At 63.3% G+C, this 26,010-nt stretch carries 29 protein-coding genes and 1 tRNA gene; 13 read left to right on the top strand and 17 right to left on the bottom strand.

What is annotated here, in order from left to right; genetic code table 11:
- Positions 1–56 precede the first annotated feature (56 nt).
- A complete protein-coding gene (locus FJ424_RS13810; RefSeq protein WP_140653213.1) occupies positions 57–1,295 on the bottom strand; it encodes an extracellular solute-binding protein in 1,239 nt (412 codons plus the stop codon).
- Between the two features lie 223 nt (positions 1,296–1,518).
- On the opposite strand from FJ424_RS13810, the gene FJ424_RS13805 reads away from it, so the two are divergent.
- Entirely contained in the window at positions 1,519–2,721 is a 1,203-nt protein-coding gene (locus FJ424_RS13805) for an ROK family transcriptional regulator (protein ID WP_140653215.1), read from the top strand.
- A gap of 6 nt (positions 2,722–2,727) precedes the next feature.
- On the opposite strand, the gene FJ424_RS13800 is transcribed toward FJ424_RS13805, so the two are convergent.
- Positions 2,728–3,621: a hypothetical protein gene (locus FJ424_RS13800; protein WP_140653217.1), complete on the bottom strand. Its 894-nt coding sequence runs from the start codon at positions 3,619–3,621 to the stop codon at positions 2,728–2,730.
- Between the two features lie 84 nt (positions 3,622–3,705).
- A complete protein-coding gene (locus tag FJ424_RS13795; RefSeq protein WP_140653219.1) occupies positions 3,706–4,572 on the bottom strand; it encodes a hypothetical protein in 867 nt (288 codons plus the stop codon).
- A gap of 340 nt (positions 4,573–4,912) precedes the next feature.
- Here FJ424_RS13795 and FJ424_RS13790 point away from each other — a divergent pair, with 340 nt between their 5' ends.
- The 3 genes from FJ424_RS13790 (at position 4,913) to FJ424_RS13780 (ending at position 7,442) form a co-directional block, all read left to right on the top strand.
- Entirely contained in the window at positions 4,913–5,746 is an 834-nt protein-coding gene (locus FJ424_RS13790) for a GNAT family N-acetyltransferase (protein WP_140653221.1), read from the top strand.
- 95 nt (positions 5,747–5,841) lie between these two features.
- Positions 5,842–6,612 carry an SDR family oxidoreductase gene (locus FJ424_RS13785; RefSeq protein WP_140653223.1) on the top strand — a complete coding sequence of 257 codons (771 nt, stop codon included), beginning with the start codon at positions 5,842–5,844 and terminating at the stop codon, positions 6,610–6,612.
- Between the two features lie 74 nt (positions 6,613–6,686).
- Positions 6,687–7,442 (top strand): SDR family oxidoreductase, encoded by a 756-nt coding sequence (locus tag FJ424_RS13780; RefSeq protein WP_246677236.1) that lies wholly within the window; start codon positions 6,687–6,689, stop codon positions 7,440–7,442.
- 44 nt (positions 7,443–7,486) lie between these two features.
- On the opposite strand, the gene FJ424_RS13775 is transcribed toward FJ424_RS13780, so the two are convergent.
- Positions 7,487–7,563: transfer RNA gene (locus FJ424_RS13775), tRNA-Met, on the bottom strand.
- Between the two features lie 252 nt (positions 7,564–7,815).
- On the opposite strand from FJ424_RS13775, the gene FJ424_RS13770 reads away from it, so the two are divergent.
- Positions 7,816–8,781 (top strand): Gfo/Idh/MocA family oxidoreductase, encoded by a 966-nt coding sequence (locus tag FJ424_RS13770; RefSeq protein WP_140653227.1) that lies wholly within the window; start codon positions 7,816–7,818, stop codon positions 8,779–8,781.
- A gap of 35 nt (positions 8,782–8,816) precedes the next feature.
- Here FJ424_RS13770 and mnmA read toward each other — a convergent pair whose 3' ends face one another.
- Positions 8,817–10,007 carry a tRNA 2-thiouridine(34) synthase MnmA gene (mnmA, locus tag FJ424_RS13765; RefSeq protein WP_140653229.1) on the bottom strand — a complete coding sequence of 397 codons (1,191 nt, stop codon included), beginning with the start codon at positions 10,005–10,007 and terminating at the stop codon, positions 8,817–8,819.
- A gap of 254 nt (positions 10,008–10,261) precedes the next feature.
- On the opposite strand from mnmA, the gene FJ424_RS13760 reads away from it, so the two are divergent.
- On the top strand, positions 10,262–10,537 hold the full coding sequence (locus tag FJ424_RS13760) for a DUF1153 domain-containing protein (protein WP_006203587.1): 276 nt from the start codon (positions 10,262–10,264) through the stop codon (positions 10,535–10,537).
- Between the two features lie 68 nt (positions 10,538–10,605).
- Here the strand turns inward: FJ424_RS13760 and FJ424_RS13755 are convergent, their stop codons facing one another.
- Positions 10,606–11,532 (bottom strand): NADP-dependent oxidoreductase, encoded by a 927-nt coding sequence (locus FJ424_RS13755; RefSeq protein ID WP_140653231.1) that lies wholly within the window; start codon positions 11,530–11,532, stop codon positions 10,606–10,608.
- Between the two features lie 90 nt (positions 11,533–11,622).
- Between FJ424_RS13755 and FJ424_RS13750 the strand changes: the two genes are divergently transcribed.
- Positions 11,623–12,024, top strand: coding sequence for a helix-turn-helix domain-containing protein (locus tag FJ424_RS13750; RefSeq protein WP_140653233.1), 402 nt, complete (start codon positions 11,623–11,625; stop codon positions 12,022–12,024).
- An 83-nt stretch (positions 12,025–12,107) separates the two neighbouring features.
- Here FJ424_RS13750 and FJ424_RS13745 read toward each other — a convergent pair whose 3' ends face one another.
- Entirely contained in the window at positions 12,108–12,485 is a 378-nt protein-coding gene (locus FJ424_RS13745) for a flagellar export protein FliJ (protein WP_140645772.1), read from the bottom strand.
- 448 nt (positions 12,486–12,933) lie between these two features.
- Here FJ424_RS13745 and ctrA point away from each other — a divergent pair, with 448 nt between their 5' ends.
- Positions 12,934–13,629 carry a cell cycle two-component system response regulator CtrA gene (ctrA, locus tag FJ424_RS13740; RefSeq protein WP_006203583.1) on the top strand — a complete coding sequence of 232 codons (696 nt, stop codon included), beginning with the start codon at positions 12,934–12,936 and terminating at the stop codon, positions 13,627–13,629.
- Between the two features lie 68 nt (positions 13,630–13,697).
- On the opposite strand, the gene FJ424_RS13735 is transcribed toward ctrA, so the two are convergent.
- Together FJ424_RS13735 and FJ424_RS13730 are read right to left on the bottom strand one after the other, a co-directional pair.
- Positions 13,698–14,066, bottom strand: coding sequence for a response regulator (locus FJ424_RS13735; RefSeq protein ID WP_140645773.1), 369 nt, complete (start codon positions 14,064–14,066; stop codon positions 13,698–13,700).
- Between the two features lie 223 nt (positions 14,067–14,289).
- On the bottom strand, positions 14,290–14,919 hold the full coding sequence (locus FJ424_RS13730) for a histidine phosphotransferase family protein (protein ID WP_140653234.1): 630 nt from the start codon (positions 14,917–14,919) through the stop codon (positions 14,290–14,292).
- 382 nt (positions 14,920–15,301) lie between these two features.
- Between FJ424_RS13730 and FJ424_RS13725 the strand changes: the two genes are divergently transcribed.
- Entirely contained in the window at positions 15,302–15,838 is a 537-nt protein-coding gene (locus FJ424_RS13725) for an EipA family protein (protein WP_246677237.1), read from the top strand.
- 134 nt (positions 15,839–15,972) lie between these two features.
- Complete coding sequence (locus FJ424_RS13720) at positions 15,973–17,112, top strand: hypothetical protein (protein ID WP_140653238.1); 1,140 nt, start codon at positions 15,973–15,975, stop codon at positions 17,110–17,112.
- Positions 17,113–17,127: 15 nt separating this feature from the next.
- On the opposite strand, the gene FJ424_RS13715 is transcribed toward FJ424_RS13720, so the two are convergent.
- From FJ424_RS13715 to FJ424_RS13690, 6 genes are all read right to left on the bottom strand, one after another.
- Positions 17,128–17,943: an RNA methyltransferase gene (locus FJ424_RS13715; RefSeq protein ID WP_140653239.1), complete on the bottom strand. Its 816-nt coding sequence runs from the start codon at positions 17,941–17,943 to the stop codon at positions 17,128–17,130.
- Positions 17,944–17,998: 55 nt separating this feature from the next.
- A complete protein-coding gene (locus FJ424_RS13710; protein ID WP_140645679.1) occupies positions 17,999–18,337 on the bottom strand; it encodes a metalloregulator ArsR/SmtB family transcription factor in 339 nt (112 codons plus the stop codon).
- Positions 18,338–18,495: 158 nt separating this feature from the next.
- On the bottom strand, positions 18,496–19,266 hold the full coding sequence (locus tag FJ424_RS13705) for a HugZ family protein (RefSeq protein ID WP_140653241.1): 771 nt from the start codon (positions 19,264–19,266) through the stop codon (positions 18,496–18,498).
- 36 nt (positions 19,267–19,302) lie between these two features.
- A complete protein-coding gene (locus FJ424_RS13700) occupies positions 19,303–20,490 on the bottom strand; it encodes a CaiB/BaiF CoA-transferase family protein (protein WP_140653242.1) in 1,188 nt (395 codons plus the stop codon).
- A 6-nt stretch (positions 20,491–20,496) separates the two neighbouring features.
- Positions 20,497–21,258 (bottom strand): 3-hydroxyacyl-CoA dehydrogenase, encoded by a 762-nt coding sequence (locus FJ424_RS13695; protein WP_140653244.1) that lies wholly within the window; start codon positions 21,256–21,258, stop codon positions 20,497–20,499.
- A gap of 27 nt (positions 21,259–21,285) precedes the next feature.
- The gene (locus FJ424_RS13690; RefSeq protein WP_140645683.1) at positions 21,286–21,891 is read right to left on the bottom strand and encodes an N-acetyltransferase; all 606 of its coding nucleotides are present in this window, start codon (positions 21,889–21,891) and stop codon (positions 21,286–21,288) included.
- 307 nt (positions 21,892–22,198) lie between these two features.
- Between FJ424_RS13690 and FJ424_RS13685 the strand changes: the two genes are divergently transcribed.
- Together FJ424_RS13685 and FJ424_RS34010 are read left to right on the top strand one after the other, a co-directional pair.
- Complete coding sequence (locus FJ424_RS13685) at positions 22,199–23,185, top strand: glutathione S-transferase family protein (protein ID WP_140653245.1); 987 nt, start codon at positions 22,199–22,201, stop codon at positions 23,183–23,185.
- Positions 23,186–23,282: 97 nt separating this feature from the next.
- On the top strand, positions 23,283–23,513 hold the full coding sequence (locus FJ424_RS34010) for a hypothetical protein (RefSeq protein ID WP_140786360.1): 231 nt from the start codon (positions 23,283–23,285) through the stop codon (positions 23,511–23,513).
- Positions 23,514–23,759: 246 nt separating this feature from the next.
- Here FJ424_RS34010 and FJ424_RS13675 read toward each other — a convergent pair whose 3' ends face one another.
- Complete coding sequence (locus FJ424_RS13675) at positions 23,760–24,263, bottom strand: NUDIX domain-containing protein (protein ID WP_140653249.1); 504 nt, start codon at positions 24,261–24,263, stop codon at positions 23,760–23,762.
- Between the two features lie 170 nt (positions 24,264–24,433).
- Between FJ424_RS13675 and FJ424_RS13670 the strand changes: the two genes are divergently transcribed.
- Positions 24,434–25,369, top strand: a complete 936-nt coding sequence (locus FJ424_RS13670; protein WP_140653251.1) for a metallophosphoesterase — start codon at positions 24,434–24,436, stop codon at positions 25,367–25,369.
- Here FJ424_RS13670 and FJ424_RS13665 read toward each other — a convergent pair.
- On the bottom strand, positions 25,359–25,979 hold the full coding sequence (locus FJ424_RS13665; protein ID WP_140653252.1) for a hypothetical protein: 621 nt from the start codon (positions 25,977–25,979) through the stop codon (positions 25,359–25,361). The two genes, FJ424_RS13670 and FJ424_RS13665, sit on opposite strands and share 11 nt — an antisense overlap.
- Positions 25,980–26,010 lie beyond the last annotated feature (31 nt).

Here is a 26,010-nt window from a genome sequence, read left to right as displayed (position 1 = left end):
AAATAGCACGGGCGGCGCTCATGTATGAGGCCGCCCGCCCGTCAGGGAACGCCAGATCAGAGGCCGCTGTTTTCGGCAGCGGTCTTGAGCGCGTCTTCCGGCGCCGTCTGGCCGAGCAGCGATTCCTGGATCGCCTGCTGCAGTGCCGTCGACAGCTGCTGATATTTCGGCGTGGTCGGGCGCGGATACATCGCGGCGAGACCGAGCTTGGCGGCGGCGATCAGTTCTTCCTGGCCCTTGGTGACGGCCGGATCGTCATAGGACGAGGCCCAGATCGGCAGCGAGAGCTTGGCATACTGGTTCTGCGTCGCCTGCGAGGTCATGAACTCGATGTATTTCCAGGCTTCGTCCTGGTGCTTCGACACCGCGGTGATGCCAAGGCCCATCGAGCCGTTGACGGCCGAGACCTCGCTGGTGCCGGCAACGCCCGGCGCCGGCACCACGCCGACCTTGCCCGCGACCTTGGAGTCCTTCGGATCGTTGGCCATGTTGTACATGTAGGTCCAGTTCAGCGCGAAAGCGGCATCGCCGTTCTCGAACACCTTGCGGACGTCTTCTTCCAGGAATTCCTTCGAATTCGGATTGGTCAGGCCCGACTTGTAGCTGTCGACCATGTATTTCAGCGCCGATAGGCCGCCGCCGTTCTGGAAGTCGGGCTTGCCGTCCTTGAGGAAGTCGCCGCCATAGGCGCTGACCAGCGTGGTGTAGTCACAAACGGCGGCTTCGGCCTGCGACCAACTCCAGGCGATCGGCGTCTTCAGCAGGCCTTTGTCCTGGATGATCTTGGCCTGCTGGCCGAGTTCTTCCCAGGTCTTCGGCGGCGCCTTGATGCCGGCCTTTTCGAGGATTTCCTTATTGTAGAACAAATACTTGGTGTCGAGGATCCACGGCATGCCATAGTACTTGCCGTCATACTGGACGGTGGTCCAGGCGCCGGGCAGCACGCCCTTCTTCATGTCGTCGGTGATCTTCGACGACACGTCGACCAGCACCTTGTTGGTCGCATATTCGGCCGGCCAGATGACGTCGAACAGCACCACGTCGTAGCCGCCGCCGGATCCTTGGGCGAGCACGGTCTTGTCGTGCAGGCCTTCATAGGGGACGAATTCGAGATTGACCTTGATGTCCGGATTGGCCTTGGTGAAGGCCTCCGTCATCGAGCGCACGTCGGCCTCGCTATAGGCGGCCTGGGCCATGAAGAGCGCGTTCAAGGTGGTTTCAGCAAAGGCGTGCGGGACGAGCAGTCCGCCGACGAACACCGCGCCCAGAAGTGTCTTACCGATCGATTTCAGCATTTGTCTTTCTCCCATTTTCGACAACTGCGAGTGGGCGGCCAGGACTGCGCCGCTTCCCCAAATTCGCATCGCGTCTGACCGGATCCGTCCCCAACGGCCTGCGGCGGAGCCCAAAAGCTTTTGCCGTCTTTTTGTAGAGCCGCAGGGGTCTCACCTATTAAGTCAATTCGCTTGACTTAATTAGTCGATCAATCCTTTAATGGAGTCAAGAGGGGAAACGACGGTGCACGACATCAGCCCGATCCGTGCCAAAAGCGGCACCAACCAGGAGGGTACCAGCGCGCATAACCGCCGCGTCATGATCGAGGCGCTGCGGCTCAACGGCGCGCTTTCGCGCGCCGACCTGGCTCGGGCGACGCAGCTTACCAAGCAGGCGGTTTCCAACATCATTGAGGATCTCGAGCGCGACGGGCTGGTTGTCGCGCTGGATGCGGTGCGCAAGGGCAGGGGGCAGCCCTTCACGCCCTACCGGCTGGTTCCCGAGGGAGCCTTCGCCATCGGGCTGCAGATCGACCGGCATTTGACGCGCGTCGTGGTGGTCGACCTCGTCGGCAAGGTGATCGCGCGCGCCGAGGCGGGGCTGCCGCTCGACGAGCCTTCGGCGGGCGTCAAGATCATCCTCGGCCTCGTCGACCGCGTCAGGCGCGAGCTGGCTTCCTTGTTTGCCCAGTCCGAGCGGCGGCTGGTCGGGTTGGGCGTCGCCATGCCGGGACCGTTCGGGCTGAAGAACCCCGACAACAAATGGATGATGCCGGCCTGGCAGCAATTTCCCCTGGTGCAGGCGCTTGCGGCCGGCACTGGGCTCAATGTCGGCCTGCAGAACGACGCGGCGGCCTGCGCGACTGCGGAGCGGATCGTCGGCGCGGCGCATGGCGTCGATCACGCCGTCTGCCTTTATGTCGGTTACGGCATAGCCGCCGGGCTGATTCTCAACGGCGAACTCTATAGCGGCGGCAACGGCAATGCGGGCGAGATCGGCATGGCGTTGCTTGCGCCGGCCGGCCCCGGTTCCACGCCGCTCGAACACCGTGCATCGCTGGCCTCGCTCTACCAGCATCTCGGCCTCGACCCCACCGAGAGGGGTCTCTACGAGACGCTCGGCGCGCTGGCGCTTGCGCGGGATCCGCGGATCATGGGCTGGGTCGAGAAAGCCGCGTCCGACCTGCGCTGGAGCGTGCATCTGATCGAAACGATCTTCGATCCGCAAACCGTCATCCTCACCAGCAGCGCGCCCGAGGCGCTGGCCCGGCTCCTGCTTCAGGCCATGCATCCGCTGCTGCCGTCGATCGCGGATCGTTCCGTCCGCCGCCTGCCTCGACTGCAACTCGGCACCACCGATCCCTGGGCGATCGCGGTGGGCGCAGCGGCAGAGCCGATCAGCCGGGCCTTCGATCCGCGTTTTTCCGCCATCCTGAAGGCCGGATAGAAGCGGTCAGCCCATCCTTTGCGTCGCGGTGGCGGCGAAAGCCGCGTCGATGATGGCGAGCTTGACCGCCTGCGCGGTGAGGTATTCGCCGTAGAATTCGTTCGAGATCCACATGACGGAATGGCCGCGCTGCCCGAGCCAGCCGACGCTGCCGAGCGCCTCGGCGTCGCGCAACTTGCGCGCAAGGTGGGTGCGCGACAGCTTCAGCCATTTGGCGAAGTCGCCGATCGACAGCACGCCGGTCGGGATGCGCACCTGGCCGGCATTCCGCGGGTCGACGCCGGAGATCAGCCAGTCCATGACGACGCCGCCATTGTTGAGCCAGGTGAACAGCGAGAAAGTCTGTTGCGGCTCGCGCACCGGCACAGAGGAAATCAGACCGTCCGCGATCAGCGGCTGCAGCTTGGCAAGCATCTGCGGCCTTGCCTGGAACGTTTCCAGCCGGTTCCCGTCGTCAAGGGCATCAAGCGTGTTCAGATGCATATGAATCCAGCCGATCAACGGCTCCAGGGTCATGGCGGGCAGTTGCAGGGGGCGAATGCGGCCGTCATCGGCCGTCGGCCCGGTCTCGAGGAAATTATAGTGCTGCATTTCCTTGATGAAGGCATGAGCCGTGTTTCGGCTTGCCACCGCATGCTGAACGGTGACGTCGGCAAAACGCGCCGCGGTCAGTTCCTTTCGATAGTCGCTGGGATCCCTGCGGAAATGCAGGGCAAGACCGATATGCGCCATCAGCCAGCGTTGCTGGGTGGCAAAGACCGAGGAGGCTCGCGGGTTTCCTTGATAGGCCTGCTGCATCGCCATGGCTTGCGCGCGCACGCAAGCGGGCAATGCCGGGTGACCGACAATGTCTTCATAGGTCAACGCACCCTCCCAGCTTCCACCCAAAGATGCTGTCATGCTCGCAAGTTGCGGATAGCAGTTTTGGCTGGCGCCTGCCAGCGTGCGGGCCGGTTTTGCGCGAGTTGCACCGATCTCCGGCTGTCAGCGGCGTTGCGGAGCTGAGATACAGGCTTCGAAGGCCTCGTCGACGACGGCGAGCTTGGCTGCCTGGACGGCCATGTACTCGTCGAAGAAAGCCCTCGAAACCCACATCACGGAATGACCGCGCTGGCCGACCCAGCCGATGCTGCCGAGCGCCTCGGCATCATGGAGTTTGCGCGCCAGATGCGTGCGTGAGAGCTTCAGCCAGTGCGCGAATTCGCTGACCGAGATGACGCCGGTCGGTATCTTGTCGAGATGTACGTCCTCCGGATCGATGCCGCACATCAGCCAGTCCATGACGATACCGCCGTTGTTTAGCCAGATAAATAACGAAAAAGTCTGTCCGGGCTCCCGCACGCCGTCGCTGGCGAGCAATCCGTCGGCGATCAGCGGCTGCAAGACAGGCAGCATTTCGGGCCGCTCGAGGAAGGCCGCCAGCCGGGTTCCGCCGTCTATGCGATCGAGCGTCGTCAGATGCGCGTAAATCCAGCCGGTGAAGGTCTCGATGGTGCCCGCCGTGACCCGCATGGGGTGGGCGCGGCCGTCGCCGCTGGCCGAAATATATTCGGCGATGTCGTAGTGCAGCATCTCCTTGACGAACGCCTCGGCGGTGTTGCGGCTGGCCACCGAATTGCGGCGTACGACCTCGATGAAACGTGCCATCGTCATTTCGGTGCGGCGGTCGTCGGGATCGCGCCGGAAATGCAGCGCCAGGCCGACATGGCCGAGCAGCCAGCGCTGCTGGGTGGCAAACACGGCGGCCAGCCGCGGGCTCGTTTCGTAAATATGGATGAGCGCCTTGGCCTGTTCCTGGACACCGCGAAGCGCTGCTGGATGACGGGCGATCTCTGCGGCACTCAGCGGCATTTCCTGCGGCACTCCATGCGATTCCAAGCAACGACAAATGAAGATTTCCAGTCTTCGCCGATTGTGTCCAGTTGCCTATTGGAACAACGATCGAATAAGTGGTGCATTCCTTGCTAACTCTTTGCACCGGTTCGGGAAAGCCGCCCCGACAATAGTCGGGCCGCAGCCCTGCGTTGAATCGACGAGTCGCGCCAAGCAGGCACAGGTTCCGCGCCATCGGGGCCGCGGGGGGCGGCTGGCGTCGGCCGATAATCCGCGCGGCCTTTGCAGCCCGCGGCCGGCGGCCTATCGTGACGGTTGATGGCCGGCCATGGCGCAGCCAATGCCACAGAGTGAAACGATGCCGAGAACAATCCGGACCCTGACCGCCAGCGAAGTGGAAACGCTTGTCGACTGGGCGGCGAGGGAGGGCTGGAATCCGGGCATAGACGATGCCACGGCGTTTCGGGCGGCCGATCCGGATGGATTCATCGGCGCCTTTGCCGGGGGCGAGATGGTGGCCGGCATTTCGGCTGTCGCATACGGCTCGGGCTTCGGCTTCATCGGCCTCTACATCTGCCGGCCCGACCGGCGTGGAGAAGGCCATGGCAAAGCGGTCTGGGACGCGGGCATGGCGCGCCTCGGCAACCGCATCATCGGTCTCGACGGGGTAGCCGAGCAGCGGGCCAACTACCAGCGCATGGGCTTCGTGCCAGCCTATGAGACCGTCCGCCACAGCGGCCGCCCCGCCGGCTTGCCCGGCGGTGGCGACATGCGGCCGGTGACGGTTGCCGACATGGCCGGGCTGTTCGCCTATGATCGCCAGTGCTTCCCGGCGCCGCGCGAGGCCTTCATTGGCGAGTGGCTACGGCAGCCGCGGATTGCGCTGCTCTCAGCCGGATCCGACGCTATCGCCGGTTACGGCGTGGCGCGCCGATGCCGGGAGGGTTTCAAGGTCGGGCCGCTGTTCGCCGACGCGACGGACGTGGCCCTGGCGATGGTGGCGGACCTCTCGGACGCAACGGCCGGCGAGGAATTGCATATCGACGTGCCGGCCGGCCAGGTTCAATTCACCACCATGCTTCAAGCCGCCGGCTTGGTTCCGGGCTTTACGACGACACGCATGTACAAAGGCGGCAAGCCCGGCAACGCCCCCTCGACGGTTTTCGGCGTCACGACGCTCGAACTGGGATGATCGCGCTGAGATCATTGTTTTGCCTGGCTGGTCCATGCGACATGGCCCAATGACGTGGTTGCCTTTGCCGGGCTGCGTTGCGTGGAGGTTATCGAATGGCTGGCAGGACGATCCTCATCGCCGGCGGCGCCGGGGGAATGGGTCTGGCGACCGGACTGCGCTTCGCCGCTGACGGCGAGCGGATCGCGCTCGCCGATCTTGCCGGCCCCAAGCTCGACGCCGCCGTGGCGAAGATTGCCGCGACCGGGGCGGACGTGATCGGTTTGCCGCTCGACATCCGCTCCGTCGACGCCTGCCGCGAGGTGGTGGGCAAGGCCAAGGAATGGGGCGGCGCCATCGACATCCTCGTCAACGCCGCCGGCGTCTGGCTGGAGGGGCCGGCAAGCGAGGTCGAGGAGGAGCAGTGGGACCTGGTGCTGGACGTCAATCTCAAGGGCGCGTTCTTCCTGATCTCGGCCGCCATTCCGCATCTGTCGGCCGCGCAAGGCGTGATCGTCAACATTGCCTCCGACGCCGGCATTGTCGGCAACAATGGGGCGGCCGTCTATTGCGCCTCGAAGGGCGGGCTGGTGCTTTTGACCAAGGCTCTCGCGCTGGAGCTCGCCCCGCAAGGCATCAGGGTCAATGCCGTCTGCCCCGGCGACACGGCAACGCCGATGATCGAATATCAGGCCAAAACCTATGGCGCAGACGACCCCGACGGCTACAAGCGCCGGCTTCTCGGGCACTATCCGCAAGGGGACAGAGCAAGGTTCATCCAGGTGGAGGAGATTGCTTCCTTCATCCACTATCTTTGCCAGCCGGGCGCGGCGCCGATCACCGGGGCAGCGCTTTCGATCGATTTCGGCGTCACCGCCGGTTATTGAACCGGTACGGCTCATCGCGGGCGTGATTGGCCGCGCCGGCATGTCGGCACCTGCATCCTGGAGGGCAAATGGTCGTGTTTCGCAAATCCCGCAAGGCGCTGGTGACCGGCGCGGGCGCCGCCGACGGCATCGGTATCGCGATCGCGCGTGCGTTGGGCGAGGCAGGTGTTTCGGTCACCATCACCGCTTCGTCCAAACGCGTCGAGCAACGAGCGGCGGAACTGCGGGGGGAGGGGCTCGATGTCCGCGCTTTCATGGCCGACCTGACGCTCTCCGGCGATGTCGAGCGGTTACGTGCCGAAACCGGCGAAATCGATATCCTCGTCAACAATGCCGGGATGGGCACCGTCGCCCAGCCGGCGTTGCAGCGGCGGTTTCTCGATCTCAGCGAAAGCGAATGGGACCGCGGCATCGATGTCAGCCTGAAAACCGCCTTTTTGAGCACGCGCGGATTTCTGGCCGGCATGGTGCAGCGCGGACATGGGCGCGTCGTCAACATGGCCTCGGTGACGGGGCCTTACGTATCCAATGAAGGCGAGGCCGCCTATTCCGCCGCCAAGGCCGGCATGGTCGGCCTGACGCATGCGCTTGCCCTGGAGGTCGGCCGCAGCGGCGTCACCGTCAACGCCGTGGCGCCGGGGTGGATCGCGACGGGCGCCTCGACGCCGGAGGAACTTGTCGCTGCCCGGAACACGCCGCTAGGCCGCGCCGGCAACCCCGCGGAAGTCGCGGCCGCCGTGCTGTTCCTGGCATCCGACGCAGCCAGTTATGTCAACGGCGCCGTTCTCGTCGTGGACGGCGGCAACATCCTGCAGGAACGCAAGGGTTGACCGCAGAGGAAGACTGCGGGCGCGAAAGCCAAAATATAGGGAAATGGTAGCGGGAGAGGGACTTGAACCCCCGACCCCAGGATTATGATTCCCGTGCTCTAACCAACTGAGCTACCCCGCCAGGGTGGCAAATGGCCCGAAAAACCGTCCTGGATGGATGGGTGTTTCAAGGCGTTCGCCAAGGTCGCGCGGATATAAGGTTGGGAGGGTGAGCGTGTCAAGCTTCGAAGCGGCCGACATGCCGGCATAATCCGGCCGGCATAATCTCATCCCAGAAAAGCTTTGCCGGACAGACACTCAAGGCATGTCCCGGGGTTGAGTTCGGCGGGGCACGTCGCTATGTCTCGGCCATGAAATTCTAGAGTTTGAGCGAATGAAGCCGCGCATCGCCGTCCTCGGTTGCGGATACTGGGGCAGCAACCATATCCGCACCCTCAAGGCGCTTGGCGCGCTCCATGCCGTTTCCGACGTCAACCGCGCCCGCGCCGAAGGTTTCGCCAGCGAGCAGGACTGCCTGGCGATCGAGCCGGACAGGCTGTTCGAGCGAACCGATATCGACGCCATCGTCATGGCGCTACCGCCGCAATTCCATGCCGACACCGCGGTGCGCGCGGTCGAAAGCGGCAAGGACGTGCTGGTGGAAAAGCCGATCGCCTTGACGGTCGTGGATGCCGAGCGCGCGGTGAAGGCGGCCAAAGACAATGGCCGCGTGTTCATGGTCGGCCATGTGCTGCGCTTTCATCCGGCTTTCGAGACGCTGAAGGCGCTGATCGACAATGGCGAGCTCGGCGAAGTGCGCTACATCCACTCGCACCGGCTCGGCCTCGGCAAGTTCCATACCGAAAACGATGCGTTGTGGGACCTTGCGCCGCACGATTTGTCGATGATCCTCGCCATCACGGGCACCGAGCCGATCGAAGTGAGGGGCGAGGGGGCGGCGCTGCTCGACAATCTCAGCGACTTCGCGCATCTGCACATGCGCTTCCCGAACGGCCTGCGCAGCCATCTCTTCGCCTCGCGCCTCAATCCCTATCGCGAGCGGCGGCTGACGGTCGTCGGCACCAAGGCGATGGCGGTGTTCGACGACGTCGAGCCCTGGGAGCGCAAACTTGCCGTCTACCGCCACGCGGTCTGGCAGGACAGCGGCCAGTGGGCCTTCACCGCCAATGAGCCTGCCTACGTGCCGGTTGGCGAGGGCATGCCGCTGACGCGCGAGCTTGCCCATTTCATGCAGTGCATCGAGACTCGCGCCGAGCCGCGCACCGATGGCGAGGAAGCGATCAGAGTGCTGCGCATCCTGACCGCCGGCACGGTGATCCACACCGGTTCGTCCGCCTGAGGCGTCCGGAAACGGCGACGATAAGACTGAGAAACTTATTCGGCTGGGATCTGCGCCGGCCTTGCGGCAAGCCTGGACAACATAGCCTCGGCTTCCGCGCCCCGTTCCGAGCGCTCGATGAAGCCGCCGCCGAGCACCCGCGCCTCGTTGCCGTCGTCGGAATAGAGCACGCAGGCCTGGCCCGGCGCGATGCCCGACTCGCCGTCGGCCAGTTCGACGGAGGTCACGCCGTCGCGGTGATGAAGCACGGCCGGACGTGGCGGCCTGGTCGAGCGGACCTTGGCGAAAAGCTCGATCCCGCCGGCCGGAACGTCCGACAGCGGTCCATCGCCCAGCCAGTTCATGTTGCGCAGATAGATCTTGTGCGTCTCCAGCGCCTCGCGCGGGCCGACGATGACGCGCGCCCGGTCGGCGTCGAGATGGACGACATAAAGCGGCTCGCCGGACGCGATGCCGATGCCGCGGCGCTGTCCGATCGTGTAGCGCAGAATGCCTTCATGGCGGCCGAGCACGCGGCCGTCGATATGCACGATGTCGCCCGGATTGGCGGCGGCCGGCTTCAGCTTGGCGATGATGTCGGAATACTTGCCCTGCGGCACGAAGCAGATGTCCTGGCTGTCCTGCTTGGCGGCGACAGTCAGGCCCATCTCCTCGGCAATGGCGCGGACCTGCGGCTTCGACAGGCCGCCGAGCGGGAAGCGCAGATAATCGATCTGCGCCTGCGTGGTGGCGAACAGGAAATAGCTCTGGTCGCGGTCGGCGTCGACCGGACGGTAGAGCGCGCGATGCGCGCCGTTGGCGCGCGAACGGATATAGTGGCCGGTGGCCAAGGCGTCGGCGCCGAGATCCTGGGCGGTGGCCAGAAGATCGGCGAACTTCACCGTCTGGTTGCAGGACACGCAAGGGATCGGCGTCTCGCCGGCGACATAGCTCTCGGCAAACGGATCGATGACCGCCTTGCGGAAACGCTCCTCATAGTCGAGCACGTAATGCGGGATGCCGAGCGTCTCGGAAACGCGGCGGGCATCGTCGATGTCCTGGCCGGCGCAGCACGAACCGGCGCGGTGCGTGGCCGCGCCGTGGTCGTAAAGCTGCAGCGTCACGCCGACGACGTCATAGCCTTCGCGCTTCAGAATGCCTGCGACGACAGACGAATCGACGCCGCCCGACATCGCGACGACGACGCGGGTTTCTTCGGGGCGGCGGGGAAGATCGAGGCTGTTCATGGTGCTTTCACTGTGCGGCGCTCAATGCCAATGGCCGGAATATAGGTCAAGCCCCACGTGTGCGCCAGCTTGCGGCGCAAGACGAGCCTACCGGCAAAACCAAGGCCTGGGGGCCGGTGTTTCAAATTCTAAACGAAATCCTAACCAGGCGTTCATGATCCTTACCTAGTGATTAGGGTTCGCTTAGGCAATTTTTAAAGCTGTGGCGGTACTGTGGCGGGGATTGGGTCTTTGAGTTTTTAGTAGAGAGTACGATGACCGATCTGGTTAGACCTAGAGTCAAGTATGTTATTGGGCCTGACGGCAGCCCTCTTACGATTGCAGATCTGCCGCCGACGAACACTCGGCGCTGGGTTATCCGGCGCAAGGCGGAAGTGGTCGCCGCGGTACGCGGCGGCCTGCTCAGCCTTGAGGAAGCCTGCCAGCGCTACAAGCTCACAACCGAAGAATTTCTCTCCTGGCAGGCATCGATCGACGAATACGGCCTTGCCGGGCTGCGCACCACGCGGATCCAGCAATACCGCCACTAGGCCAGACAGCTATTAAACGTAAGGGCGCGGAACACCGCGCCCTTTCGCTTTTTGAAGCGGCCTTCCACTCAAATAGTCAGCACGACCTTGCCGATGGGTCGGGTCGCAAGGAAGGCATGGGCGGCCGCCGCCTGATCGAGCGGGAAAGCTTTGGCCACGTGCGGCATCAGCTTTTTGGCGTCGACCAGCCTGGCGAGTTCGACAAGGCCCTCGCGATCGGGCACCACGGACATGCGCTCGACGCGGACACCGCGCGCCTTGGCCTTCGCCCTGGTGGCGTCGTGAACGTCGAGCAGCGACACCAGCACGCCACCATCACGCACCACCTTCAGCGACTCGCCGACATGGTCGCCGCCGATGGGGTCGAGCACAAGATCGACATTGCCGACCTGTTCGACGAAGTTGCCTTTGGTGTAGTCGACGACGTCATCGGCGCCGAGCGAACGGACGAAGTCGAGCTTGTTCGGGCTGGCTGTAGCGATGACATAAGCGCCGTGCGCCTTGGCGATCTGGACCGCCAGATGGCCGACACCGCCGGCGCCGGCGTGAACCAGCACGCGTTGCCGCGCCTGCAGGCCGCCATGGCGCACGAGGCCTTGCCAGGCCGTCAGTCCGGCCAGCGGCAAGGCCGCAGCCTGCGCATGGTCGATGGCGGCGGGCTTCGCGGCGATCTCGTCCGCCGGCGCCGCGGCGAGCTCGGCGTAGGCTCCAGCCTGTTTGGGGAAATGCGGCATGCCGAACACGTCGTCGCCGACCTTGAAGGCGGTCACGCCGGGGCCGAGCGCCGCGACGGCCCCCGAAATGTCCCAGCCCAGGATGAAAGGCGGTTCGCCAAGCAACGGATAGAAACCGCCGCGCACGGCGCCGTCGACCGGGTTGATGCCCGCCGCCTTGACGCGGACGAGCACTTCACCGGATCGGGGCGCCGGGTCGGGCTGCTCGGCCACGAAAAGCACCTCGGATCCGCCGACGGAAGTCTGGATAACGGCACGCATGAACGCCTCCTGTTCGATGAATGTGCCGCTATCATTTGGATAGTAATATTCGATTGTCGAGTATGTACCTTTTCTATATATAGGTACCTCATGGATAGTGAAGACAGATCGCCATTCGGCTACGACGCGTTCCGGCGCACCTGCCCGTCACATACGGTGCTGGAAATGCTGGCCAGCAAATGGGTTTATCTCACGGTCTGCGCGTTGCGGCGCGGTCGGCTGCGCAATGGCGAGTTGGCGCGCAAGCTGGAAGGCATCACGCCCAAGATGCTGACGCAGACGCTGCGCGTGCTGGAGCGCGACGGCCTCGTGCGGCGCGAGGTGTTTGCGGTCATCCCGCCGCGCGTGGAATATGAACTGACGGAACTTGGCCAGAATCTGGCGGGGCTGCTTAGCCAGATACGCTCCTGGGCGGAAGAGCATGCGCCGGAAATCAAGGATGCCCGGGCCCGGGCATCGGCCGATCATGGCGAGATGGGGGCTGTGCCGTGAAGACGGCGAGTCCGATTTCTGCCGATTGCCGGTTCTGAAGATGCCGGAGGTCTCTCCGGCATGATTGCAAATATGCCAGGCGATCAACCGATCATGGCGCTGCGGCCGCCAATTTCGGTTTCGCGGATCTTGGTGTCTCGCGATTCCAGCATCTCGGCCTTGGACAGCTCCGCTTCAGCTTCGCCGAGTAATGATTCGGCGGTGCTTCGCTGCTGGGCGAGGTCGCTTTGTGAGTTCCTGAGGTTGTCGCGGCGCAGGCGAGCCGCCTTGGCGAAGGTCGGATAGGCGAAATGGTTGATGTCGGTGATGCCGGCTTTTTTCTCTTCGGCGATGATCTGCGCTTCCAGCTCGACGGCCATGCGCTCGAACTCGGCGATCATCATGTCCAGCTGCAAGAGCTGGCGCCGCTTCTCATTCACCTGAAACTGCTTCAGTCGAACGAGGTTTTCACGTGACTTCATGATTCGATACTCCGCAAACGCACACCTGCAATACCGCCCAGTCCGCCCGGAACGACCCAAGCGCCGCCCGTTTCCCCCGGCTTTCCCTGGGCTATGGGAAACAAAGCCCTAAAGATTTTTGCCGACGGTAACCATTCGTTTACGGGCATTGTTAATCATACGGGCGAGGACTTAAGGCCGGGTAAAAATTCCGGTTGCGGCGGGAAGCCCGGGCCAGCGAGTCTCTGGAGTCACTTAGGCTGACTTATTAATGTGGTGCGTTAGCGGTTTTGGTCTGTGATTCGTTATTAGATTCAAGTGGGTGTAGAAAGGGGTTAAAAAATCTGGTATCGTGGATGGCACGAAATTAGGATTTGTTAACCAGTCGGTGGCACCTTCTGTTCAGGCAATCACTGCTCCGGTCCCGGACGGGTCGTGACACGGTCCGGCAGCAGAAAAGGGGAATGAAATGCGTGTTCTGCTGATTGAAGATGACAGTGCAACCGCACAGAGCATCGAACTGATGCTGAAATCGGAAAGCTTCAACGTCTATACGACCGATCTCGGCGAAGAAGGTGTCGATCTCGGCAAGCTGTACGATTACGACATCATCCTTCTGGATCTCAATCTCCCCGACATGTCGGGCTATGAAGTCCTGCGGACGCTGCGCCTCTCCAAGGTCAAGACACCGATCCTGATCCTCTCCGGCATGGCCGGTATCGAGGACAAGGTGCGCGGCCTGGGCTTTGGCGCCGACGACTATATGACCAAGCCCTTCCACAAGGACGAGCTGGTGGCGCGCATCCATGCGATCGTGCGCCGCTCCAAGGGCCATGCCCAGTCGGTCATCACCACCGGCGACCTGGTGGTCAATCTCGACGCCAAGACGGTCGAGGTCGGCGGCCAGCGCGTGCACCTGACCGGCAAGGAATACCAGATGCTGGAGCTGCTCTCGCTGCGCAAGGGCACCACGCTCACCAAGGAAATGTTCCTCAACCATCTCTATGGCGGCATGGACGAGCCGGAGCTGAAGATCATCGACGTCTTCATCTGCAAGCTGCGCAAGAAACTCGACGCGGCGTCCGGCGGCCAGAACTACATCGAGACGGTCTGGGGCCGCGGCTATGTGCTGCGCGAACCGGAAGATATCCGCGTCAGCGCGTAAACGATCCAAGTGATTCGAACGAAAACCCGGCTCAGGCCGGGTTTTTGTTTGAAAACGGTCTCGGCGAATCAGGCAGCTATCTTCAGGACGCGGAAGCTTTCGAGCAGTTGCGCACGGTTGAAGGGCTTCAGCAGATAGCCCTGAGCGCCGGCGCGCTTGGCGCGCATGATCGCAGCCACATCGACTTCGACCAGCGAGATCAGGATCTGCGGCCGGGCAGAGCTTTCGATGGCGCGGATACGGCGAATGAGGTCGACCGCCTGGATGTCGGCAAGACCACCGTCGATGACGATGACATCGGGCATCTCGCCGGCGCAAATCTCGGCAGCCTCGACCCCGGTCGAGGCCTCGACGACAATCATGTCCGAGCCGCCAAGAATGCGTTTTGCGACCTTCCTGATGACGCTCGAATCATCGACGAACAGGCAGCGCTTCATATCCGGGGTCCTCTTTGCCATCTGCCGAACCGGCAACTTCCGGCAACCGGAAAGCACCATAGGCCAATCCGGTAAAGAAGCCGAAAAGCCGTTAGGTAAAGTTTTTCCAAACGAGCGTCTCGCGCCGTTTTGACGCGCAGCACCGTTACATGCATTGCGACCGGCATTGCTCGACCTGCACTGCCAGCACAAATATTAGCAATAGAATATACTTCGGCTTTTCTTATGCAGCCGTCAACACGATCTCGTCGGCGGTCGCGTGGATCGAGATCGTCATATTGGCCTCGCGCGCCAGAAGCAGCGTATAGTAAGGCTGGACCGAATGGGCGTCGATCGGCTCCTCCGGCTTGTGGCCGGAATGCAGTTCGAGGAATTTCGGCGGCACGCGCAGCATCGGGCCACCGGCCGCCAGCGAAAAACGCGGCTCGGTTTCGAGACTTTCCAGCGTGACCACCAGCTTGCCGCCGCGCGGTATGGCCGCGTTGGCGACGAGAATGAGGTTAAGCAGCAGCTTGACCTTGTTCTTGGGCAAGAGCGCTCGGGGGCCGTTCCACACCAGTTCCGGCTTTTCGTTCTTCAGGAAAGCGATGGCCACGGCCTCGGCATCGCCGGTGTCGATCATCATGCCGGCGGAACCCGCGGCGCCGAAGGCGATGCGGGCAAACTGCAATCGCGCCGAGGCGTTCTTGGCGCTCTGGCGAATGAGCTTCATGGCGTCGTCGTCGGCGCCGCCTTCGTCGAGCAGCTCAAGGCCGTTGTTGATTGCGCCCACCGGCGAAATGATGTCGTGGCAGACACGGCTGCAAAGCAGCGCAGCGAGATCTGGCGCGGAAAGAGTGAAAAGCTCGGCCATCGGCGAAATCCCTGCTTAAGTCATTTGTTCATGGCCGAGCGACCGTTTTCGCGCCTGCCCGCACGAATCACGCTCTTTTCCAAGGCTTTCTGAATACACAGGGCCTGAGCGCGCATCAACAAATCCAAAATTGCCGACAGCGAAAATGGTGTGTTCGCGGGGGAAACCCGCCGCCGGGGCGCAAGCGCAGCCTTCGAACCGCCATCTTCGTGTGGGAGCTTAATGGTTGAAAAAGGATTACGGCATAGTTTGCCCGTGATAGCCACCCCGAACGGCCGGCAAGAGCCGCAGGGGTGCGAGGCGTCGGCGAAAGTGCTCCCTGACGGAGATTGGAAGCATGTTTTCCCGATACTACGACCGGACGTTCGTCCGTGTCCTCGCCATGACCATCACGCTCCTGGGGGCTCTTGTCCTTTCGACCGCTGCGTCACAGGCCCAACAGTACACCGCTCAGGAGATCGTCGATTCCGGTCATAAATTCTTCGGCGAGACGTCCGGCGGCCTGGCCACCGTCGTCGAGAAGATCTTTGCCTCCTACGGCCTGCCCAACGGCTACCTGCTGGGCGAGGAAGGATCCGGCGCCCTGATCGGCGGCCTGACCTATGGCGAGGGGACGCTCTACACCAAGAACGCCGGCGACCATAAGGTGTTCTGGCAAGGTCCGTCGCTCGGCTGGGATTTCGGCGGCGAGGGATCGCGGGTGATGATGCTGGTCTACAACCTCGACGACATCAGCAGCCTCTATAACCGCTTCGGCGGCGTTGCCGGCTCCGCCTATGTCATTGCGGGCGTCGGTTTCAACGTATTGCAGAGCAACCGGGTGCTGATTGTGCCGATCCGTACCGGCGTAGGTGCCCGTCTTGGGGTCAATCTCGGTTATCTGAAGCTCACCGAAAGGCCGACCTGGAACCCGTTCTGATCGGATTGCGCTCGCTACAATCGCTCGGACAGTGCTGATCGCGCTGCGGCAAACTCTTGCCGCGGCGTTGAATTTCCGCCATGCCAAGGTGGCATAATCCAGCGATTGCCGCTCCGTAAAGTGGATAGCACGCCTTGGTCCAGTCGGTTCTGTTCTTCGTACTCGGTTTCCTTTGCGCCGTTTTTCTGGTGTCGCTGGTCGCGCCGGCGGTCTGGCGGCGGGCCGTCGTCCTGACGCGCAGGCGCCTCGAGGCTTCGCTGCCGCTGACGCCAGCCGAAATTCAGGCGGACAAGGACCGGGTCCGTGCGGAATATGCCATGACGACGCGCCGGCTGGAGATAACCGTCAAGAACCTTCAGGAGAAGGCGGCCGAACAACTGGTGGAGATCGGTCGCGGGCGCGAGGCCTTGAAGGGACTGGCGGTCGAAAGGAAAGACAAGAACCAGGCGCTCTCCGATCTGCAGGCAAAGAATGCGGAGCTCAGGCAGCGCGAGGAGGATCTGCACCGGCTGTCGGAAAAGCACGTACAGACGGAGCGGGCGCTGGAAAAACGCGCGCTGGAGTTGCAGAAGCTCGAGCAGATGTATGACGACGCCAGCTTCTCGTCCTCGAACCGCCAGATCGAACTGGTTGCCCGCGAATCGGAGCTGGAAAAGCTCGCCAGCGACATTGCGTTGCTCAAGGGCCAGCGCAAGGAGGCGGACCGGCGCAATCAGGAGATCGCGTTGGAAAGCAAGGCCGCGCGCGAAGCGTTGAAGGCGGAGAAGAAGAAAACGGCCGAGCTCGACAAGAAGGTCGAGCGGCTGCTTGCCACGCTTGCCGACCGCGAGGAAAAGCTCGACCGGCGCGAGAAGGATCTCGCTCGAATGCGCGAACGTTCGAAGGAGAGCGCCGCGAACGGCGTGGCGCAGCTGGCTGCCGGCACGGATACGAAAGGCGACAATGTCGACAAGGCGATCGCCAGGCTCGAGGGCGACCGGGAACGGCTGGAGGCAAGGCTGACGGCGCTGGCGCGCGAGAACAAGCGGCTGAAAACCGATCTTGCAGCCTCCGGGACGGCAATGCCCGAAGCGGCGGGCGACGCGCGCTCCGGCGCCGGCCTTCGCGAACAAATGAACGAGCTGGCCGCCGAGGTGGTCAATCTGACGATGAAGCTGGACGGGCCGGACTCGCCTATCGCCAAGGCCCTGGCGGGCGAGGGGCAGCAAAATGGGCGCGGCGTCAGCCTGGCCGACCGGGTGAGGGCTTTGCAGAAGGCCGGCTCGGCCAACTGAACGACACGACCGCCGTTATTCAGCCAATGCGTCGCCGGCTTTCGAAAAGCGATGCAGGGCTATTGCCGACGCGGCGGCGACGTTCAGGCTGTCGAAACCTTCCGCCATTGCGATCCTCACCGTTTGCAGCCGGGCAAGCAGATCCCGGGGCAGGCCTTCGCCTTCGGTGCCGAGATAGAGCGCCAGGCGCGCCGAGCGTTCCGCGGCGCGGATGTCGATGTTTCCGCGTGGCGAGAGCGCGAACTGGCTGAAACCGAGCCGATCGAGCGTCGCGGTGAAGGTTCCGGTATCGCCGAAGGTGGCGAAGGGAACCTTCAGTGCTGCGCCGACCGAAACACGGATTGCCTTGCGGTAGAGCGGATCGCAGCACGTCCGGTCGAGCAGCACCGCGCCCGCCCCGAAGGCGGCCGCATTGCGGAAGATCGCCCCCATATTGTCGTGATTGGATATGCCGACCAGGACGACGGCCAATGCGCGCCGGGGCAAGGTCTCCACCAGAATTTCGGCGGGCGCCGGATCGCCACGCATGCCGATCGCCAGGATGCCGCGATGCATGTGGAAGCCGGCGATCCGGTCCATGACCTCACCCGCGGCGACATAGACCGGAAACTCGGGAGGCGCCTTGCGCAAGATCTCCCGCACGCCCGCCAGCCTGTTTTCGAGGATCAGGGCCGATTCGGCGGCGAAGCGCCCGGTCGACAACAGGAGGTCCAGCACCACCTTGCCTTCGGCGACGAAGCGGCCATGCCGGCCGACGAGATCGCGCTCGCGGATATCGAGGTAGGCGGCGACGCGCGGGTCCTGAGGATCGTCGATGGGGATGAGGTTCATGCAAATCTCGCCGGCAAAAAATGCCAGCGAGGTAAGAGGCTTTGGATGGCGCGGGTCAAGCCCCGGCGCGGCGCAGCCGATAGGCCATCTGGGAGAGGTCGCCGTCGCCGAAAATGCCTTCCAGCATGCGCAGCAATTCGCGCACCGCCTCGGATTTGCAGGAATAGTAAATCATCTGGCGGTCGCGCCGGGTTTCGACGAGATCGAGCGCCCTCAGCTTGGCGAGATGCTGCGACAGCGCGGATTGGCTGAGTTGCACCTTCTCGGCGATGGCGCCGACCGACATTTCATCGTCGATCAGATGGGCCACGATCAGCAAGCGCTTTTCGTTGCCCATGAGGGTGAGAAAGGCGGCCGCCGATTCCGCATTGGCGATTAGCTTATTTGAGATCATAGATCCCCCAAGGGTCTTGGCTCATCCAGGCGCCAGGGGGCAATGGTGCCTGATTCCGCGATGTTCAGATGTCGATGGGCGCTGCTGAATCAGCGTCACTACAAGGGTAGATCATTTCGTCCAAATCTCAAGCGTTGCTTTCGCCGCAGCGCGATCAACTATCGCTCTTGCTCCGCGGCGCGTCCCGCCTTTGCCATCTCGACAAGCGCCGAACGCAATTCGCGCGCGCTTTGCAGAGACCGGGGAAAGAAAATCCTGCAGGTCGCATCGGCGGCGGCGAGATCCATGCCATCGGGATCGAAACCGGTGGCGATCCAGCCGTCGCCTTCGGCGCGGCCAAAATGACGGGCATAAAGGGCAAGCGCGTCGCGATGGTCGGCATTCATGTGATCGAGTGCCGCCTGTTCGCTGCCGGCGAACTCCTCGACAAGGGCGGCGCCGTTGATGAAATCGTCGCGGTCGAGAAGAAAGGCCTTGCCGAAGCCGCCGTTCAGGCTGGCGCGTTCGGGCTCGAGCCGGAAGAACGAGAAGTCGCCGAGCCCGGCATAAAGCCTCGCCTTCGGATTGCGGTTGAGGTAGCGCCGTTCGGCGCGGATCTGATCGGCCGATCCCCACTCCAGCCGCAGGGCCCGGCATGCCAGGCTGATGCGCGGATGCGCCAGCGGGTCGCCCTTGCCGGGCTCGCCAAGCAGCAGCGAACAGCGCGGATCGGCGAGCAACGCACCGGTATGCGCGGACAGCATCGAGATCAGGATCAGCGGCGCGCCGTCGATGTCGGTGGCGACGCCAACCCTGCTTGCCAGCGGCGCGCCGGTGCCAGGCTCGATCGCCGCGAGCGCGCCGAAACGTGCCGCGCGGATCAGGGTTTTCGCCAGCCTGATCGCTTCTGCGTCGGTCTCGCGGATGACGTCCTTCTTCGGTTCGGTCACAAGCGCACCCGAGATAAGCTGATTTTCGTTCTCCGGTTATCGAACGAACACACCCGCCTTTGCAAGCGCTCCGATCTCCTCTTCGCTCAAGCCGAAACGGGTCAATATGCCTAAGGGCTCGCGATCGGCGACAGCCGGAGCTGCGGCAAGCGCTTGTGCGCCTTGCGAGAAACGCGGCGCCGGCGCCGGGCGATCGAGTTCGCCGGACTTCACGAAGCTCTGCCTGGCGCGATTGTGCGGATGGCTCCTGGCTTCGACCAGGGACAGGACGGGCGCCACGCAGGCGTCCGTCGCGGCGAAAAGCTCGGCCCATTCGTCGCGCGTCTTTGCCTTGATCCGGCCGGCAATGGCGGTGCGCATCGCGGGCCATGACGACTTGTCGTACTGGCTGCCGACAAAATGCCCGTCGAGCGGCAGCAGCCTGGCGAATTCGTCGAAGAAGCGCGGTTCGAGACAGCCGACGGCAACGTGCCTTGCATCCGCCGTCTCATAGGTATCGTAGAAAGGCGCCCCGGAATCGAGCAGGTTCTCGCCGCGCCTGTCGCTCCACAGACCCGCCGCCATATAGGCGTGAATGGGTGCGGCGAGCATCGAGGCTCCCTCGATCATCGAGGCATCGACCACCTGGCCCTTTCCGCTGCGTGAGCGCTGGAAGAGAGCGGCGAGCACGCCCGCGATCAGCATCATGGCGCCGCCGCCTTGATCCGCGACGAGGTTGAGCGGCGGCACCGGCGGCGCGTCCTGCCTGCCGACCGCGTGCAGGAGGCCCGCATAGGCGAGATAGGTGATGTCATGCCCGGCTCGCCCGGACAGCGGCCCGTCCTGGCCGAAGCCGGTCAAGCGGCCATAGATCAGCGCCGGATTGCGCTGGAGAACGGCATCCGGTCCCAGCCCGAGCCGCTCCATCACGCCGGGGCGGAAGCCTTCGACGAGCAAGTCGGCCTGTGCCGCAAGGCGCAGCACCAGTTCCGCGCCCGCCGGGCGCTTGAGGTCGAGCTTGAGGATGGAACGGCCGTGGCGGTCGAGATCGTATTCTTGCGGTAGGCTCAGGAGCGGCTGGCCAGCGTCGGCACGTTCGATGCGCAGCACCTCGGCGCCCATCTCGGACAGCATCAGGGCGGCAAGCGGCACCGGACCGAGCCCGGCCATCTCGATCACTTTGAGGCCAGCGAGCGGGCCGGTCTTTCCGGCGGCAGCACCGGCGCCTGTCGGCGAGCCATTCATCCTCGCTTATTTCGGCGCCATGCGGATGGCGCCGTCGAGGCGGATGGTCTCGCCGTTCAGCATCTGGTTCTCGACGATGTGGAGGGCAAGTGCTGCATATTCCGACGGCTCGCCGAGCCGCGGCGGGAAGGGCACGGAAGCGCCGAGCGAATCCTGCACTTCCTGCGGCATGCCTGCCATCATCGGCGTCTTGAAGATACCGGGCGCGATGGTGCAGACGCGAATGCCGGAGCGGGCGAGATCGCGCGCCACAGGCAGCGTCATGCCGACGACGCCGCCCTTGGAAGCCGCGTAGGCGGCCTGGCCGATCTGGCCGTCATAGGCGGCGACGGAGGCGGTGTTGACGATGACGCCGCGCTCGCCGCCGGCGAGCGGATCGAGTTTCGCCGCCCGGTCGGCGACGAGGCGGATCATGTTGAAGGTGCCGATCAGGTTGATCTCGATCACCTTGCGGTACTGGTCGAGCGGATGCGGTCCGTCCTTGCCGATCGTCTTCACGCCGATGGCGATGCCGGCGCAATTGACCAGGATGCGCGGCTGCCCAAGCTTTTCAGCCACTTCGGCGATCGCGGCGGCAGCGCCGTCGCCGCTGCCGACATCGCATTGGACGGCAATGCCGCCGATGTCGGCCGCGACTTTCGCCGCGCGCTCGATGCCCACGTCGAGGATGGCGACACGGGCGCCCTTGGCCGCCAACGCGCGCGCCGTCGCCTCGCCAAGGCCCGATCCGCCGCCGGTGACGATCGCGATCTGGCCGTTCGGGTTCATGCAAGCCTCCCAGGATTTCGAATTATGCTACGAGGCGCGCAAGGGAGGCGCAACCGCCATAGCCGGATCGATCGACGACTGCGCCGTGGCAGCCGACCGCGCCAAGGCCGGCGCAAGTTCGGCAACCCTCGCCGTATTGGCGTGACAGACATCGCCGGCAAAGCGAGCGACGGCCCCGGGCTTGATTTCGTGATGCAGCAGGCGGTCGAGATCGACCGGGCGCGGCATGGTGATCTGCCCGCGCGGAAAGCGCTTGAAGCCCAGCGGCCCATAATATGGCTCGTCGCCGACCAGGATGACGGCCGGCGCGCCGGCTTTCCTGGCCGCCTCCAGCGCGATCGCCACCAGCTTGCGGCCGATGCCGAGATTCTTGTAGGCGGGGCGCACCGCAAGCGGGCCGAGCATCATGGCGCGACCGGCGCCAGCGGCCACGCGCGTCATGCGCACGGAAGCGATGACCGTGCCGTCCTTGACGGCGACGAAGGACATCGAGCGGTCATGTCCGCCGGCCTCGCGGATCTTGTAGGCGGCAAGCACGAAACGACCCGGGCCGAAGGCCTCGTCGTTGATGGCTTCGATTTCAGGGTCATGCGCCGGGGTTTCCGGCAGGTATTTCACGTCGGCAAGGCTCATGGTCTTTGCGTTCCGGTATGCGAGGAAGGTTTGCTGCAAGCGGCAGCGTTCGCCAGTCAGCGCTACTTAAGCGCGGGCGCCCTTTCGTCGTCGGTCGAACCGGATCGAGGCAAAGTCGAACATGGGCGCCTCCGCTAGCACCAATTCTGCGCCGCTGCAATCGGTGCTTTCCGGCTTTCTTTGCCTCGCGCGACGAACTTGTCCGTCTCCGACCGGTTCGTCATTTGACGAACTGTTCAGCGCCTGTGGGCTTCGCCGGCCCGGTCATCAACCTAGATAATCTCCAACCGCAAGGGAGATTTTTCGCATGGGATTGCTGATCGAAGGCAAATGGCGGGATCGCGCGCCGAACACCGACAGCGGTGGGCGGTTCGTGCGGACGGAGTCGCAATGGCGCGACTGGATCACGCGCGATGGCAGACCGGCCGAAGGGCGCGCACGCGGCTTCAAGGCGGAACCCGGCCGCTATCACCTGTATGTCTCGCTCGCCTGCCCATGGGCGCATCGTACACTGATCTTCCGTGCCTTGAAGAAGCTCGAGGGCATCATTTCGGTCTCCGTGGTGCATCATTTCATGGGCGAGAACGGCTGGACCTTCAAAGCCGAGGACGGCGCCACCGGCGACACGCTCTACGGCCTCGATTTCCTGCACCAGATCTATGCCAAGGCCGATCCGGCCTATTCAGGCCGCGTGACGGTGCCGGTGCTGTGGGACAAAAGGCAGCAGACCATCGTCAACAACGAGTCCTCCGAGATCATCCGCATGCTCAATTCCGCCTTCGACGAATGGGGCGATGCCGGTCTCGACTTCTATCCGGCGGCGCTGCGGGCGGAGATCGACAAGATCAACGCGCTGGTCTATCCGGCGATCAACAACGGCGTCTATCGCGCCGGTTTCGCCACCGCGCAGAAAGCCTATGAGGAAGCGTTCGGCGAATTGTTCTCGGCGCTCGATACGATCGAGGAGCGGCTTTCGAACCAGCGCTATCTGGCCGGCGAACGCATCACCGAGGCCGATTGGCGGCTGTTCACGACGCTGGTTCGTTTCGATCCGGTCTATGTCGGCCACTTCAAATGCAACCTGCGCCGCATCGCCGACTATCCGAACCTGTCGAACTATCTGCGCGATCTCCATCAGGTGCCCGGCGTCGCGGGCACGGTCAACCTGCATCACATCAAGGCGCATTATTACGGCAGCCACGGGTCGATCAATCCGACGGGAATCGTTCCGGCAGGGCCTGAGCTTGATTATGCCGCGCCGCATGACCGTAACAGGTTCAGGAAGGCGGCTTGAAATCCATCGACCGCGAGCAGGTTATTGAAAGGGCTCCGCATCGAGTTGAGCCCGTCTGCCGCGGTTGGCCTTCAAAAACCTTTTGCCGAACCGTTTGTTGAAGCCGATGGCGTTGATGCAAAAACCAAACAGCGCAAGTATTGCCAGAACCATTACCCAGGCTCAGGCGGAGACGTGTTCCAAGCTCGCCGGCGCGATGCCTACCGCCATTGAAAACAGCAGGCAAACCATTGAAAACAGCAGCGATGCGACTGTCGAAAATATGACTATTTTCCAGTACTCGTTTCGCTCAAAAAGCCTTCCGTGTCGTTTTATAAATGCCCAGTAAGAGAAAGATGTGGATGCGAATACTATGGCTAGATTAACGGGTGTTGCCGTAGCTGACTCCATGGATGGAACCATATACACAAAGGCGATCCATGCGAGATACAATACGATTGTAATAGTAATGTAAATTCCAACGTAGCGCCAAATATTCACCGTTTCCATGTTGTCTATCAGCATCATATTTCCCCGCGTTTCAGAAATGATAGAGTTTTGAATTTCAAACGCAAGAAAAATCGCCGCGATCAAGTCACCAGTAGAGGGAGGGTAATTCGGCTCCAAGAATTTCAGCGATCCGTCGAAGTGTCGCCGGCGTCGTATTTTCCGGCAAACGATCGAGCGGAAAGAAAGCCGCCTCGGCGATCTCATGGTCGGGCAGTTTCGGCGCTGTCTGGCGGAAAGCTTCGATCAGATAAAGGCCGACATGATCGCGCTTGCTGGGGCGGCGGTTGAAATGCATCGACTTCAGCACCGGCGGAGCGGTCAGAGCGATGTTGCCTTCCTCGGCCAGTTCGCGCGCCAGCGCTTCCTCGAGGGTCTCGCCGACCTCGACGCCGCCGCCCGGCAATTGCCAACCGGGAACATAGGTGTGGCGGATCAGGAAGACGGAGTTGGAGGCGCGGTCATAGACCAGCCCGCGCACGCCAAGCGTCATCGGGCGGCGCAACAGGAAGTAAAAATGGAACAGCCTTGCCCGCAACCCCGGCCAGCCGGTCTGGCGGAATGCCTCTTCCGAATCGGTTCGGCGATTCATCCAACGATCCCCAAGCAGATGTTCGTGGGTTGCCCCACGAACATCTGCTTGGCTTTCCTTGTTTTTCGCAGGTTCTGACCGCAAAACCGTGGGACACTTTTGCGGAACCTCCTTGGGCGAACAGCAAACGGTGAGTGGAAAGCCTTGCCGGCGTCGCTTAAGAAGGGGCCATGTTCAGGCTCGCGCATATTTCCGATGCTCATCTGGGACCGCTGCCCGATGTAACCTATCGCGACCTCGCGTCCAAGCGCGTGCTGGGCTATGTCAACTGGCAGCGCAATCGCCGCCGCCATATGCATGACGCGGTGATCGACACCATCGTCGCCGACATCAAGGCCGGCGCGCCCGATCACCTCGCCGTCACCGGCGATCTCGTCAACCTGGCGCTCGACGGCGAGATCGAGATGGCCAAGCACTGGCTGGAGACGCTCGGATCGCCGCATGACGTCTCCGTGGTCCCCGGCAATCACGACGCCTATGTGCCGGGCGCCTTCGACAAGGTTTGCCGGGCGTGGGCTCCCTGGATGACAGGCGACGGCGTCAACAGTCCGGTCGACCGCAATTCCTTTCCGTATCTGCGCGTGCGCGCCAATGTCGCGCTGATCGGCGTCACCACGGCGCGCGCCACCGCGCCCTTCATGGCCAACGGCTTCTTCATGGAGGGGCAGGCCGAGCGGCTCGGCAACATCCTCGACGATGCGGCGAAACAAGGGCTTTTCCGCGCCATCATGATCCACCACCCGCCGGTGCGCGGCGCCGTACCGCAGCATAAGCGGCTGTTCGGCATCGCTCGCTTTCACAAGGTCATTCGCCGGCATGGCGCGGAACTCGTCCTGCACGGCCATTCGCATCTGCCGTCGCTGTTCACCATCGGCGCACGTGGCGCCAAAGTGCCCGTGGTTGGGGTTGCCGCCGCAGGCCAGGCACCGGGCGGCAAGCATCCGGCCGCTCAGTACAATCTGTTCGAAATCGACGGCGAAAAAGGCGACTGGCGTCTCCGCCTGATCCGGCGCGGCCTGACGGGGCCGGCGCTGCCGCCTTCGGATCTGCAAACGATGGATCTCGACGTGCCGGTCGTGAAGGACCGTGAACTCGTCAGAAGCTGATCTTCATGTGCACGATGCGATCCCAGAACAACGCCAGCGAAACCGCCAGGCCGACAAGGGCGCCGGCGGCGATCAGGCCGAGGCCGGCGAAGAACGTCGTCCAACCATTGCCGCGGCGGGTTTCGGATCGGATCGGCGGCTCCGCTTCCTTGACCATGGGGCGATGCAGGCCCGGAACGGCGCTCTCCATGCTCCCTTCCATCATGCGCTGCCGCTCGACGACACGTTCCGCCACGTAGCGCGTCACCGCATCGGCAACGGCTTTCAGCTCGGTCGATTCGGCCAGCACCACGCGGCCGACGCGCGTATCCTTGAGGAATCGATAGGTGCGGCGGTCGCGTCCCATGGCGACGTGGCTCACCGCGTCGATCCATAGCCGCGGCTGCAGGCCGGACGAGACGGCGAAGTCGAAGCTGTCCATGTCGGCCGGAACATCGGCAAAGACCGGGGCGAGCTCGGTTGCCAGAAGATCGAGGCGCATGCGGTGCGCGTCGCGCATCTCCACAATCACATCGTCGCGGTCGGCAAAGGCGTTCTTGATGTCGCGTACCGCATCGGCGAGCTTCCGCGACGGCTCGATCGGGGTGATTTTGTCGCCTGCATCCTTCATGGCGGCTGCCTCGTTGTTGGTTAACAGCGAG

This window comes from Mesorhizobium sp. B3-1-8 (assembly GCF_006439495.1).
Classification (GTDB): Bacteria; Pseudomonadota; Alphaproteobacteria; order Rhizobiales; family Rhizobiaceae; genus Mesorhizobium.
The sequence above is the reverse complement of the archived record's forward strand: the minus strand, read 5'-3'. Positions and strand labels throughout refer to the sequence as shown.